This window comes from Achromobacter spanius (genome assembly GCF_039673305.1).
Classification (GTDB): Bacteria; Pseudomonadota; Gammaproteobacteria; order Burkholderiales; family Burkholderiaceae_B; genus Achromobacter; species Achromobacter spanius_F.
The window spans coordinates 22,228-35,968 of record NZ_JBDJLJ010000036.1 but is presented as its reverse complement, the minus strand read 5'-3'; the positions used below and the strand labels follow the sequence as shown (position 1 = coordinate 35,968).

Here is a 13,741-nt window from a genome sequence, read left to right as displayed (position 1 = left end):
GGCTTTCTTCATTCACCAGGAGAGGAGTGCTTCATGGTCAACATGAATCGCCGCCAGTTCTTCAAGGTGACCGGTGCGACGCTGGCAGGCTCCAGCCTGGCTTTGCTGGGGGCTGCCCCCGGCACGGCCATGGCCGAAGTACGCCAGTTCAAGCTTGCGCGCATGACAGAAACGCGCAACACCTGTCCCTACTGTTCGGTCGCCTGTGGTCTGCTGATGTACGGCTTGGGCGACGGCTCGAAGAATGCCCGCGCCAGCATCATGCACATCGAGGGCGATCCGGACCACCCCGTCAACCGCGGCACCCTCTGTCCGAAGGGCGCGGCCCTGATCGACTTCATCCACAGCCCCAACCGCCTCAAGTTCCCGGAATACCGGGCGCCCGGGTCGGACAAGTGGGTGCGGATGTCGTGGGACGACGCCCTGACCCGCATCACCAAGCTCATGAAAGCCGACCGCGACGCCAACTTCGTCGAGAAGACCGCGGACGGCAAGACAGTCAACCGGTGGCTCACCACCGGCATGCTGGCGGCCTCGGCAAGCAGCAACGAGGTCGGCTACATCACGCACAAGACCGTGCGCAGCATGGGGATGCTGGCGTTCGACAATCAAGCCCGTGTCTGACATGGCCCGACGGTGGCAGGTCTTGCCCCGACGTTTGGCCGTGGAGCGATGACGAACCATTGGGTCGACATCAAGAACGCGGACATAGTATTGATCATGGGCGGCAATGCCGCCGAGGCCCACCCTTGCGGGTTCAAATGGGTCACGGAAGCAAAGGCCCATAACAAGGCGAAGCTGATCGTCGTGGATCCGCGCTTCACGCGCTCGGCATCCGTGGCGGACTTCTACGCGCCCATACGCACCGGCACCGACATCATTTTCCTGGGCGGCGTCATCAAGTACCTGTTGGATCACGACAAGATCCAGCACGAGTACGTGCGCAACTACACCGACTTTTCCTTCATCGTGCGCGAGGACTTCACGTTCGACGCGGGGCTTTACTCCGGCTACAACGCCGAAAAGCGCACCTACGACAAGGCAAGCTGGGACTACGAGCGCGGCGATGACGGCTTCGTCAAGACCGACCCCACGCTGCAGCATCCGCGGACGGTCTACCAGCTCCTGAAGAAGCACTACTCGCGCTACACGACTGAAATGGTCGAGCGCGTCTGCGGCACGCCCAAGGACAAGTTCCTGACGGTGTGCGACATGCTCGCTTCCACGGCCACAACCAACCGCGCGGCCACCATCCTGTACGCCCTGGGCTGGACGCAGCATTCGATCGGATCGCAGATCATCCGCACGGGCGCCATGGTGCAGCTGTTGCTGGGCAACATCGGCATCGCAGGCGGCGGCATGAACGCGCTGCGCGGGCACTCGAACATCCAGGGCCTGACCGACCTGGGCCTGATGTCGAACCTGCTGCCGGGCTACATGACGCTGCCCAACGAACCCGAGCAGGACTTCGGCAAGTACATCGAGTCGCGCACGCTCAAGCCGCTGCGCCCCAACCAGCTCAGCTACTGGCAGAACTACAACAAGTTCCACGTCAGCCTGATGAAGGCCTGGTGGGGCAACGCCGCCACGGCCGAGAACAACTGGGCGTTCGACTACCTGCCCAAGCTGGACAAGCTCTACGACATGCTGCAAGTCTACGAGCTCATGGTCCAGGGCAAGATGAACGGCTACATCGCGCAGGGCTTCAACCCGCTGGCCGCGGCGCCCAACAAGGCCAAGCTGAACGACGGCTTCGCCAAGCTGAAGTTCCTGGTCATCATGGACCCGCTGGTCACTGAAACCTCGGAATTCTGGCGCAACGCCGGCGAGGCCAACGACGTGGATCCCGCCAAGATCCAGACCGAGGTCTTCCGCCTGCCCACCACCTGTTTCGCCGAGGAAGACGGCGCCCTGGTCAATTCCGGCCGCTGGCTGCAATGGCACTGGAAGGGCGCGGAACCCCCGGGCGAAGCCAAGAGCGACATCGAAATCATGGCGCTCATCTTCACGCGCCTGCGCAAGATGTACCAGGACGAGGGCGGCAAGTACCCCGACCCGATCGTCAATCTGTCGTGGCCCTACTCCAATCCGCAAAACCCCTCCGCCGAGGAATTGGCCAAGGAATACGCGGGCAGGGCGCTCGTGGACCTGGTCGATCCCAAGGACCCCACGAAAATCACGCGCAGGGGCGGCGAGCAGCTCGCGGGCTTTGCGGAATTGCGCGACGACGGTTCCACGTCCAGCGGCTGCTGGATCTTCGCCGGCGCCTGGGGCCCGGGCGGCAACCTCATGGCGCGCCGCGACAACAGCGACCCCACCGGCATCGGCCAGACCCTGAACTGGGCCTGGGCGTGGCCGGCCAACCGCCGCATTCTTTACAACCGCGCCTCGTGCGACCTGGAAGGCAAGCCGTTCGATCCGCGGCGCAAGCTCATCTCCTGGAACGGCAAGATCTGGGCCGGCGCGGACATCCCCGACTTCAAGGGCGATGAAAATCCCGCGGGCGGCATGGGTCCGTTCATCATGAACCCCGAAGGCGTGGCGCGCTTCTTCGCGCGGGCGGGCATGGCCGAAGGACCGTTCCCGGAACACTACGAACCCTTCGAGAACCCGCTGGGCTACAACCCGCTGCACCCCAAGGCAAAGGGCGTCACCAGCAATCCGGCCGCGCGCATCTTCAAGGATGACCTGGCCGCGATGGGCACCGTGGAAAACTTCCCGCACGTAGCCACCACCTATCGCCTGACCGAGCACTTCCACTACTGGACCAAGAACGTCCGCATCAATGCCATCCTGCAGCCCGAGCAGTTCGTCGAAATCGGCGAGGCGCTGGCCAAGGAAATCGGCATCCCCAACGGATCGCGCGTGAAGGTGTCTTCCAACCGCGGCTACATCAAGGCGGTGGCTTTGGTCACCAAGCGGCTTCGTCCCCTGACCATCGAAGGCAAGACGGTGCATCAGGTGGGGATTCCCATCCACTGGGGCTTCGTGGGCGTCGCCAGGCCCGGCTTCCTCACCAACACCCTGACACCGTTCGTGGGCGACGGCAATTCCCAGACGCCGGAATTCAAGTCGTTCCTGGTCAAGGTCGAGAAGGCATAGGAGAACCGACATGTCCATGCAATCCCTAGACATCCGGCGGCGCTCCGCCACGACCACGCCGCCGCCTGGCATCCGTGAGCCTGTCACGGGCTCGGTGGCCAAGCTGATCGACGTCTCCAAGTGCATCGGCTGCAAGGCGTGCCAAAGCGCCTGCATGGAATGGAACGACCTGCGCGACGAGATCGGCTTCAACGTGGGCGTCTACGACAACCCGGCCGACCTCACCGAGCATTCCTGGACCGTCATGCGCTTCTCGGAATTCGAGAATCCCGCCGGCGACCTGGAATGGCTGATCCGCAAGGACGGCTGCATGCACTGCGAGGACCCGGGCTGCCTGAAGGCCTGTCCCTCGCCCGGCGCCATCATCCAGTACACCAATGGCATTGTGGATTTCCACGAGGAAAACTGCATCGGCTGCGGCTACTGCATCACCGGCTGTCCGTTCAATGTGCCGCGCATTTCCAAGAAGGACCACAAGGCGTACAAGTGCACCCTGTGCTCCGACCGCGTGGCCGTGGGCATGGAGCCGGCCTGCGTCAAGGCCTGTCCCACCGGCGCCATCGTCTTCGGCACCAAGGACGACATGCACCAGCATGCCGCCGAACGCATCGAGGACCTGAAGTCGCGCGGCTTCGAGCAGGCCGGGCTGTACGACCCGCCGGGCGTGGGCGGCACCCACGTCATGTACGTGCTGCATCACGCTGACCAGCCAGGGCTGTACCACGGCCTGCCGGCCGATCCGCAGATCAGCCCCATGGTGTCGCTGTGGAAGGGGCTGGCCAAGCCGCTGGGGCTGGCCGCGATGGCGCTGACCGCGCTGGCGGGCTTCTTCCACTACGCCCGGGTCGGCCGCAACGAGGTCACCGAGGAAGACGAACGCAGGGCCGAAGAGGAGGCGCGCCATGAATGAAGACCGCCACTATCGCCGCATCCGGCGCTATACGCCGGGCGAACGCACCAACCACTGGATCATCGCCCTGACGTTCATCCTGCTCGCGCTGTCGGGACTGGCGCTGTTCCACCCGGCCATGTACTGGCTGTCCAACCTGTTCGGGGGCGGACCCTGGACGCGGATCCTGCATCCGTTCATCGGCGTGGTGATGTTCGCCTGCTTCGCCGTGTTCGCCGGCCATATGTGGCGCCACAACCTCATGACCAAGGCAGACCGCCAGTGGCTCAGGCAGCTCGACGACGTGGTCGAGAACCGCGAGGAAAAGCTGCCCGAGGTCGGCAAGTACAACGCCGGCCAGAAGCTGCTGTTCTATGTGCTGATCCTGTGCATGCTGGGGCTGATGGTCAGCGGCATCGTGATCTGGCGCGAGTACTTCGCGTTTTATTTCCCGATCTGGGTAGTCCGGGCCGCTTCGGTGCTGCACGCGGTTTGTGCGCTGGTGCTGATTTGCGCGATCATTGTGCATATTTACGCGGCGATCTGGGTAAAGGGTTCGCTGACGGCGATGCTGCGTGGCTACGTCACCGCCGGCTGGGCGTGGAAGCACCACCGCGCCTGGTTCCGGGAGCAGGTGAAGAAATAGCCCGCGTATCTCGTCCGCACGTCAGTCCGCAAACGGCGCGGGCGCGCTTTGCCCCAAACGGCCCTTTTTTCCGGGCCGTCCTGTAGTGATCGCACGGCTGCTATCCTCTTTCCGAGGCTGGCAGCCGTGTTTGTTTCTCTGGAGACGAGACTTGCAGCGAATTCTTCCGCGCGGCGAAATCGAAGCGCTAGACCACAACGCCATTCCCCGCATCGCCCTGCCCGAGCGCCAGACAGTCTTTGCCGCGCGGGCTGCGCGCCTGCGCAAGCTGGCGGACGGCAATCCCGTCGCCGACTACCTGCTGCTGATGGCGCACCTGGTCGATGCCCAGCACCGGGCCCTGGCGGACTGCGCGGCGCCGCCAGCCTCCGAAGACCGCATTTCGCTGGCCCAGGCGCACGGCATGCCGCCGCTGCAGGCCGTGGGCTGGCCGCGCGACGCGCTGTGGCGGCGCATCCTGGGCCAACTGGTGGATGACGTGTCGCGCGCCCAGGGCGTGCCCGCCGAAGCCGTCGAGGTCTGCGCCGCGCTGCGCCGCGCGCTGGACCAGGACACGGAATCCCTTGAAGACCTGGCCGAAGCCGTGCTGTCCGAACAGGACCAGGGCGTGGACAGCGCCGCCGCCCCGTTCGTCATGGCGGCCCTGCAGGTGTACTGGACGGACCTGGCCAGCCGCTTCGATCCCAGGCAGCTTCCCGTCGCCAGCCCGTTCGGCGTGTGCCCCGTGTGCGGCAGCCTGCCGGTCGCCAGCATCGTGCGCGTGGGCGGCCAGTTCGAAGGCTACCGCTACCTGTGCTGCAGCCTCTGTTCGACCCAGTGGCACATGGTGCGCGTGAAATGCTCGCACTGCGAGGACGTCGAGCATGTCGCCTACCAGGCCATCGAGGGTCGCTCGCCCGCCATCAAGGCGGAAACCTGCGACCACTGCCACACCTACCGCAAGATCTTCTACCAGGACAAGGACCTGTACGTGGAGCCGGTGGCGGACGACCTGGCCAGCCTGATGCTGGACGTGCTGGTGGGCGAGGCCGGCTATTCGCGTTCCAGCGGCAATCCGCTGCTGTGGCACGGGGACCAGGACTAGAACCCGTGGGCGCAGGTCGGTTGCCTCCCAAGTTGACTACGGAGTCTTGCATGGCAGATCACTCGTCCGACGCCGGCCCGGCGGCCGCGTCCGACATTCCTTCGCTCGACCGCCTGCTCAATGCCGAGGCGCTGCGTCCGGCGCTTGAGGCGCACGGCCGCACCCAGGTGGTCGCGGCGCTGCGCCGCGACCTGGACGCGCTGCGCCGGCGTGCGCTGGACGACGGGGTCGCCCGCGGCGAACTGGACGCCGCCGCCGTGGCGGCGCGTACGTCGGCGGCGCTGGACAAGGCCGCGCAGCCGCGCCTGCGCGCCGTCTACAACCTGACGGGCACGGTGCTGCACACCAACCTCGGCCGGGCCCTGCTGCCGGACGAGGCCGTGGCGTCGGTGCTGCGCGCGCTGACCTCGCCCGCCAACCTGGAGTTCGACCTCGATACCGGCGGGCGCGGCGACCGCGACGACCTGATCGACGACCTGCTGTGCGAGCTGACCGGCGCCGAGGCCGCCACCGTGGTCAACAACAACGCCGCCGCCGTGCTGCTGATGCTGAACGCGCTGGCGGACCGCCGCGAGGTCGTGGTGTCGCGGGGCGAGCTCGTCGAGATCGGCGGCGCGTTCCGCATTCCCGACATCATGAAACGCGCGGGCGCCAAGCTCGTCGAGGTCGGCACCACCAACCGCACGCATGCGGCCGACTACGAAAACGCCGTCGGTCCGCGCACCTCGATGCTGATGAAGGTGCATTGCAGCAACTACGCCGTGACGGGCTTCACCAAGAGCGTCGGCATCGCCGAGGTGGCGGCGCTGGCGCATGCGCGCGGCCTGCCGGCCACCGTGGACCTGGGCAGCGGCACGCTGGTGGACCTGACGCAGCACGGCCTGCCCAAGGAAGACACCGTGCGCGAGACCATTGCGGCGGGAGCGGACCTGGTCACGTTCAGCGGCGACAAGCTGCTGGGTGGGCCGCAGGCCGGCCTGCTGGTGGGGCGCGCGGACCTGATCCGCAAGATCAAGAAGAATCCGCTCAAGCGCGCGCTGCGCGTGGGCAAGCTGACGCTGGCCGCGCTGGAGCCGGTGCTGAACCTGTACCGGGCGCCCGAGTTCCTGGCGCAGCGGCTGACCACGCTGCGCCTGCTGACGCGCCCGCAGCGCGACATCCAGCCGCAGGCCGAAAGGCTGCGCGGCGCGCTGGCGCATGCGGCGGGGCCGAACTACGCGGTGGAGGCGGTGCCGATGTTCAGCCAGATCGGCAGCGGCGCCTTGCCCGTCGACCAGCTGCCCAGCCATGGCCTGGCCGTGCGCTACGCGGGCAGCGGTCGCCCCGGGCGCCACCTGGACAAGCTGGAGACGCAGTTGCGGCGGCTGCCGGTGCCGGTGATCGGCCGCATCGCGGACGATACGCTGTGGCTGGACCTGCGCTGCCTGGAAACGCGCGACGAAGCCGCCTTCGCCGGTCAACTGGCGGAGCCCCTGGCATGATCATCGGCACCGCCGGCCATATCGACCACGGCAAGACCACGCTGGTGCGCGCGCTGACGGGCGTGGACACCGACCGGCTCAAGGAAGAGAAGGCGCGCGGCATTTCGATCGAACTGGGCTACGCCTATACGCCGCTGGCCAACGGCGATGTGTTGGGCTTCATTGACGTCCCCGGCCATGAAAAGCTGGTGCACACGATGGCGGCCGGCGCGAGCGGCATCGATTTCGGGCTGCTGGTGGTGGCCGCGGACGACGGCGTGATGCCGCAGACGCGCGAGCACCTGGCGATCCTGTCGATGCTGGGCGTGGCGCGGGGGGCGGTGGCGCTGACCAAGGCCGACCGCGCGGATGCCGCGCAACAGGCGGCGGTGCGGGGCGAGATCGCGGCGCTGACGGCCGGCACGTTCCTGCAAGGCGCGCCGGTGTTCGGTACGAGCGCGTCGCAGGCGGACGATGCGGGCGTGGCGCAACTCAAGGCCTATCTGCACGACGAGGCCCAGGCGCTGGCGCGGCGCGATGCGACGGGCCTCTTCAGGCTGGCGGTGGACCGCGTGTTCACGCTGACGGGCCACGGCACGGTGGTGACCGGCACGGCGCACGCCGGGCAGGTCCGGGCCGCGGACGACACGGCCGATCTGCGGCTGATGCCCGCCGGCACGCGGGTGCGGGTGCGCGGCATCCACGCGCAGAACCGGCAAAGCGAGACGGGCGCGGCCGGGCAGCGCTGCGCGCTGAACCTGGCGGGCATCGACAAGGACGCGATCGCGCGCGGGGACTGGATTGCCGACGCGCGCTGCTTCCTGCCGTCGCGGCATGTGGACGTGGCATTGACGTTGCTGCCTTCGGCCGATGCGCCGGTGCGCGCTTGGGCGCCGTTGCATGTGCACATCGGCGCGGCGCGCCATGTGGCGCACGTGGTGCCGATCAGCGCGGAGTCGCTGGCGCCGGGGCAGTCGGGCTGGGCGCAACTGGTGTTCGACGAACCCGTGTGCGCGATGCCGGGCGACCGCTACATCGTGCGCAATGCGCAGGCGACGCGCACGGTGGGCGGCGGCCGGGTGCTGGACCCTAACGCGCCCGACCGCAAGCGGCGCGCGGCGGCGCGCCTGCAGGGCCTGCAGGCGCTGACGGACATGCTGGACGGCGGCGGGCTGTATCCCGTGCTGGAGCATGCGCCGCTGGGCCTGGATGAAGCGGCCCTGCAGCGGCTGACGGGCAGGCCGGTGAGCGAGATCGCGGCGCCGCATGGGGCGTTGTGGATCGAACCGCGCAATGCGCAGGCGCCTCGCACGCTGATGCTGGGCGCGCAGTGGGACGCGCTGCGCGCTCGCGTTGAACAGGCGCTGGCGGCTTTCCACCAGGGGGCGCCGGACGAACCCGGCCCGGACAGCGCGCGGCTGCGCCGGATGGCGATGCCCGCGGGGCCGGACGCGCTCTGGACGTCGGTGCTGGATCAGCTGCAACGGGACGGGCGGATCGTGCGCAATGGCCCATGGCTGCATCTGCCGTCGCATACGTCGACGCTGGCCGATGCGGAGTCGGCGCTGGCGGCGCGGCTGCTGCCGCTGCTGGAGCAGGGCGCGTTCGATCCGCCGTGGGTGCGGGACCTGGCGCGGGCGCAGGGCGAACCGGAAGACGCGGTGCGTCAGCTGCTGCGCAAGCTGCTGCGGCGCGGCGAGGTGGCGCAGGTAGTGAAGGATCTGTTCTATCACCGGGACCAGGTGCGCACGCTGGCGGCGCTGGCGGCGGACCTGGCGGGACGGCCGGAAGGCCTGAACGCGGCGGTGTTCCGGGATGCGACGGGACTGGGGCGCAAGCGGGCGATCCAGATCCTGGAGTTCTTCGATCGCGTGGGATATACGCGGCGGGTGCGGGATACGCATGTGCTGCGCGCGGACAGCGCCTACGCGGCGATGCAGCGGCCCGCCGAGCCGGTATCATAGGCGGTCCGCCACGGAAGGCATTCGTGCCCGGCGGCACGGCCGGGCTTCAAACCCGGTTGGGGGCGTCAGACGTTCCCAGGTAGGTTCGACTCCTGCTGCCTTCCGCCAGTTTCTTTTGGGATGTCGGGTGCTTTGGGACGGGCTGATTCTTGGGCCGCCCGCTGCTGTGGGACGGGCGTGGTTCTTGGGCCGCCCGCTGTTATGGGACGGGCGTAGTTCTTGGGCCGCCCGCTGCGTCGCGGGGGCTGCGTTGCGGGCCTCCGATATCGGTCCGGAGCCTTCGCTCCGGACTGCCCCATCCTCATCCTCGTCCTCGCCTTCGGCGACTCCTTCGGATTCCGTCGGGCGCTATCTGAACGGCCCGCAACGCAGCCCCCGCGACACAGCGGGCTCGGTCGGCGTTCACTTGCCCGATTGCCGGGGCGAGCGGTGTGCTTGGCATTCTTGTGGGCGGAAGGTCTGCTGATGGAGAAAGTGTGCGTCGCCCGCCAAAAGCGGCGGCCCTCCCAGCCGCCGCTTTTGGCTTACGTGGTGTCTTGCGTCATAGAGTGTGCGCGCTCTACTGGTGTCTGCGCAGGTGTCTGACACCCTGACGAGACACTTTTCCGAGTCACCGCATCCCTGCCCGGGTGTCAGACACCGGCCGGTGTGCCGGCGCCGCTGCACACCTCAACTGCGCAGCATCCGCGTCACCACCCCGCCCACGGAATTCGACTTCCAGTCCAGCTCACCCAGGTGCCAATACCTGATCGACCCGCCTCGATCCACCAGGTAATTGGCCGGCAGCCCCAAGGCCTCCCATTTCTTTGACACGGCGCTGTTGCGGTCGTGCAGGACCGTGCCGGCGACGGGCCACTTCTTGAGGAAGGCCGAGATCTTGGCCTGCGATTCGCCGACGTTCACGGCGACCAGGCGCAGCCCTTCTTCGCGGTGGCGTTTGGCCATGGTGGACATGATGGGGATTTCGTCGCGGCAGGGGTCGCACCAGGTGGCCCAGAAGCTGACGATGACGACGTTGCCGCGCCAGGCCGAGAGCTTCTGTTCGCGGCCGGACAAGTCGGGCAGGGCGAGGGGCGGCGTGGGGCCGGTCCAGGGCGCCCAGTCGGGGCCGGTGGCGGTCTTGAGGGCGGAGTCGCTGGCGGCCCGGGCCCAGAGAGGCAGGGCCGCCAGCGACAAGCCGGATTGCAGGAGGCGGCGGCGACTGAACAAGGCGTGTCCCTGCGCGGATGGGGATCAGATGGAGAGGGGTTTCGCTGCGATGCTGTAGCTGAAGCCGTCGGGATCCAGGCTGTCCAGGCGGCCGTCCGCGGTTTCGCCGTTCGGGTACATCAGGAAGGGCACCGGGTCGTGCGCCGACCCGGGCAGGGCGACGTCGTGGCCATGGTTGTAGGCGACCCAGTTCATTTCCCACGCGCCGAACAGCATCACGCGCGCGGCGCGCACCTTGGCGTCGGTCAGGGGCAGTTCGCCGGGAGGCTCTTCGAGCATGACTTTGCGCACGTCGGCCGGGTCCACCGGAATCCAGCCATAGCCCGCGGCGTAGAACTCGGCGCGGCAGTGCTGGGCGCGAGTGACATCGCCGGCCTTGCCCAGGCTCTTGTAGCCCAGTTCGGAATTGGCCACGCGCAGGCCGTAGGCGTCGCGCGCGGGAATGCCGGCGGCGCGGGCCAGCGCCACGAACAGGGCGTTGATGTCGGCGCATTTGCCGTTCAGGTCGTTGGCGGTGAGCATGTAGCGCACGTCGCCGACGCCGCAGCCGCGGGTAGAGGCGGTGCGGCAGGTGTTTTCCACGACCCAGTCGTAGATGGCGCGGGCGCGCGCCAGGTCGCCCTGGTGGCCGCGCGTGATCTGGTCGGCGGTGGTCTTGACGATGCCGTCGGTGGGCAGCAGCGCCGTGGGCTGCAGGAATTCGCGCAGCGCGGCGGGGCTTTCGGCTCCGGCCCCGGCGGTTGGCGGTTGCGTCAGGTCGATGCGGCGGTTGCGGGTCTGGACCTGGCTGGTCATCGTGACGGTGCGCGGCGCCTGCGCGTCGGGCCATTGCACCGCCAGCATCTGCACGTCGTAGCCGGGCGCCTGCGTCAGTTGCGCGGCGCCGCCGCCGCTGACCTGCCAGGTGTTGCGAACGCCCCGCTGGTAGGACGTGTCGGTGGCGTAGGGCACGGGCAGCCAGATGCGGGTGTGGGCGCCGGGGTCCTTGACGCTGACGGTGGTGGTCAGCTCGAAGGCGCGCCACGCCGTGGTGACGGGGGTTTGCTGGGCGCGCGCGGCGTGCGGCAGCGCGGCGGTGGCGGCGCACAGGGCGCCCGAGAAACGGAGGAAGTGTCGGCGGTCCATAGAGCCCTCACGCACGGTGAAGTTTGGCTGTCGGTACGCCCGTGGCCGGGCGGCCGTCCGTTGCTGCTTGCTGCGATTCATCATAGGGCCAATTCCGGGGGCGGTGCTATCCTTTTTCGACTGACCCATGGAGACTCAGATGACCCAGGATGTTGCGTCCGCGGCCGCGCCGCGCTTGACCTCGCTTTCCCATGGCGGCGGCTGTGGCTGCAAGATCGCGCCGGGCGTGCTGTCGGCGCTGCTGGCGCGCTTCGGGCCGGCGGCCAGCTATCCCAACCTGATGGTGGGCACGGAAACCGCCGACGATGCGGCGGTGTACCGGCTGAACGATGAGCAGGCGCTCATCGCCACCACCGACTTCTTCATGCCCATCGTGGACGACCCGTTCGACTTCGGACGCATCGCGGCGACCAACGCGCTGTCGGATGTGTACGCGATGGGCGGCACGCCCATCATGGCGCTGGCCATCGTCGGCATGCCGATCAACGTGTTGCCGCACAGCGTCATCGCCGAGATCCTGCGGGGCGGCGAATCGGTCTGCGCGGACGCGGGCATTCCGGTGGCCGGCGGGCACAGCATCGATTCCGTCGAACCCATCTACGGGCTGGCGGCAATGGGGCTGGTGCATCCGGCCAAGGTGCGGCGCAATGCGGATGCGCGCGCGGGCGACGTGCTGATCCTGGGCAAGGGCCTGGGCGTGGGGATCCTGTCGGCGGCGCTGAAGAAGAACCGGCTGGATGTCGACGGCTACCGCGTGATGATCGACACGACGACCCGCCTGAACCGGCCGGGGCCCGCGCTGGCCGCGCTGGATGGCGTCCACGCGATCACCGACGTGACGGGCTTCGGCCTGCTGGGCCATGCGCTGGAGATGGCGCGCGGCGCAACGTTGACGGCCCGGCTGCGGCTCGATGCGCTGCCCTGGCTGCCGGGCGTGCAGGAGTTCGCCGCGGACGGCGTGATCACCGGCGCGTCGGGCCGCAATTGGGCGTCCTATGGCGAGTCCGTGCGGCTGGGGGCGGGCGTGTCGGACACGCAGCGCGCGTTGCTGACGGACCCGCAGACGTCGGGCGGCCTGCTGGTGTCGTGCGCGCCGGAGGCGGCCGACGCGGTGCTGGAGATCTTCCACAGCCAGGGCTTTGACCAGGCGGCCGTGATCGGCGAGATGACGGCAGGCGACCCGCAGGTGCGGGTGGACTGACGCGCGGCGACTGCCCCGCCTCAGTTGCTCAAGTCGCGCGCCGTGCCGGCCGCCTGCGCCACCAGCCATTGCGTGACGACGTCCGCGTCGGGCGTGCTGCGGCGCGCATTGCGCACCAGCCAGTAGGCGTGTTCGGTGGCGCTGGCCTCCTGGCTGCCGACGATATCCAGCCGCCGGTCCGCCAGCATGGGGGCGATCAGAGCCAGCCTGCCCAGCGCGATGCCGTGGCCCGCCAGCGCGGCATGCACGATCTGGTCGTACTGGTTGAAGCGCAGCATGCCCTTGGCGCGCACACGGCCCAGTCCGCGCGCGCTCAGCCATTCCGACCATTGCAGCCACGGGCGCGTGGGGTCGTCGAATTCCAGCAGCACGTGGCGCTGGAGTTCGCGCGCATCCAGTTCGCGCGCCTTGAGCGACGGATGCGCCACCGGCACCACCGATTCCCCGAAGAGCCACACCGCCCCGTCGGGCACGGTGGCTCGCTCGCTATAGCGGATGGCGATGTCCACGGCCTCGCGGTCGATGTCGATGAGCCGGTTGTCGGCCGCCACGCGCACGTCGATCTGCGGATGGGCCGCCTGGAAATCGCCCAGCCGCGGCAGCAGCCACAACGAGGCCACGCCGATGGTGGTGGTGACGGTGACGGGCGTGCGCCGTTCGGGCGCGCGCAACTGTTCGGTCAGGTCCCCGAGCTGGCTGAGCCAGACGTCGGCCATGCGAAACAGTTGCGCCCCTTCGGACGTGAAGGTCACGCTGCGAAAGCCGCGCACCAGCAGGGGCACCCCCAGGTGCGCCTCCAGCGCCCTTATCTGGCGGCTGACCGCGGATTGCGTGACGTGCAGGTCTTGCGCGGCCAGCGTGATGCTCATGCGGCGGCCGACGGCGACGAAGCCGCGGACGAGATCAAGCGGGGGGAGCTTCGCAAGGGGATATGGCATTCGTAAAACTCATGCGAGTCGGGCGGAAATGTCGCTTGAGCAATAGTACGACGAGGCGTCCAATATGACTCTGATTCGCCGCGATAGCCGCTGCCGCGGCCAGGAGGCGCGCCATGATCCAGT

At 68.2% G+C, this 13,741-nt stretch carries 10 protein-coding genes and 1 tRNA gene; 8 read left to right on the top strand and 3 right to left on the bottom strand.

Annotated elements, in window-relative coordinates:
- Nucleotides 1-33 precede the first annotated feature (33 nt).
- The 7 genes from fdnG (at nt 34) to ABE485_RS22240 (ending at nt 9,253) form a co-directional block, all read left to right on the top strand.
- Nucleotides 34-3,102, top strand: coding sequence for a formate dehydrogenase-N subunit alpha (fdnG, locus tag ABE485_RS22270; RefSeq protein WP_346517435.1), 3,069 nt, complete (start codon nt 34-36; stop codon nt 3,100-3,102).
- 10 nt (nt 3,103-3,112) lie between these two features.
- A complete protein-coding gene (gene fdxH, locus ABE485_RS22265) occupies nt 3,113-4,012 on the top strand; it encodes a formate dehydrogenase subunit beta (protein ID WP_346517434.1) in 900 nt (299 codons plus the stop codon).
- A complete protein-coding gene (locus tag ABE485_RS22260) occupies nt 4,005-4,637 on the top strand; it encodes a formate dehydrogenase subunit gamma (protein WP_346517433.1) in 633 nt (210 codons plus the stop codon). The genes fdxH and ABE485_RS22260 overlap by 8 nt, the downstream gene beginning before the upstream one ends.
- 151 nt (nt 4,638-4,788) lie before the next feature.
- Complete coding sequence (gene fdhE, locus ABE485_RS22255) at nt 4,789-5,721, top strand: formate dehydrogenase accessory protein FdhE (protein WP_346517432.1); 933 nt, start codon at nt 4,789-4,791, stop codon at nt 5,719-5,721.
- Between the two features lie 50 nt (nt 5,722-5,771).
- The gene (selA, locus tag ABE485_RS22250) at nt 5,772-7,202 is read left to right on the top strand and encodes an L-seryl-tRNA(Sec) selenium transferase (protein WP_346517431.1); all 1,431 of its coding nucleotides are present in this window, start codon (nt 5,772-5,774) and stop codon (nt 7,200-7,202) included.
- Nucleotides 7,199-9,145 carry a selenocysteine-specific translation elongation factor gene (selB, locus tag ABE485_RS22245; protein ID WP_346517430.1) on the top strand — a complete coding sequence of 649 codons (1,947 nt, stop codon included), beginning with the start codon at nt 7,199-7,201 and terminating at the stop codon, nt 9,143-9,145. The genes selA and selB overlap by 4 nt, the downstream gene beginning before the upstream one ends.
- A gap of 12 nt (nt 9,146-9,157) precedes the next feature.
- Nucleotides 9,158-9,253 (top strand) — tRNA-Sec (locus ABE485_RS22240).
- A gap of 561 nt (nt 9,254-9,814) precedes the next feature.
- On the opposite strand, the gene ABE485_RS22235 is transcribed toward ABE485_RS22240, so the two are convergent.
- Both ABE485_RS22235 and ABE485_RS22230 read right to left on the bottom strand, forming a co-directional pair.
- On the bottom strand, nt 9,815-10,354 hold the full coding sequence (locus tag ABE485_RS22235) for a TlpA disulfide reductase family protein (RefSeq protein WP_346517429.1): 540 nt from the start codon (nt 10,352-10,354) through the stop codon (nt 9,815-9,817).
- Between the two features lie 24 nt (nt 10,355-10,378).
- Complete coding sequence (locus tag ABE485_RS22230; RefSeq protein WP_346517428.1) at nt 10,379-11,479, bottom strand: transglutaminase-like domain-containing protein; 1,101 nt, start codon at nt 11,477-11,479, stop codon at nt 10,379-10,381.
- A gap of 139 nt (nt 11,480-11,618) precedes the next feature.
- Here ABE485_RS22230 and selD point away from each other — a divergent pair, with 139 nt between their 5' ends.
- Nucleotides 11,619-12,680: a selenide, water dikinase SelD gene (gene selD, locus ABE485_RS22225; RefSeq protein ID WP_346517427.1), complete on the top strand. Its 1,062-nt coding sequence runs from the start codon at nt 11,619-11,621 to the stop codon at nt 12,678-12,680.
- Between the two features lie 20 nt (nt 12,681-12,700).
- On the opposite strand, the gene ABE485_RS22220 is transcribed toward selD, so the two are convergent.
- Nucleotides 12,701-13,618: a LysR substrate-binding domain-containing protein gene (locus ABE485_RS22220; protein WP_346517426.1), complete on the bottom strand. Its 918-nt coding sequence runs from the start codon at nt 13,616-13,618 to the stop codon at nt 12,701-12,703.
- Between the last annotated feature and the right edge of the window lie 123 nt (nt 13,619-13,741).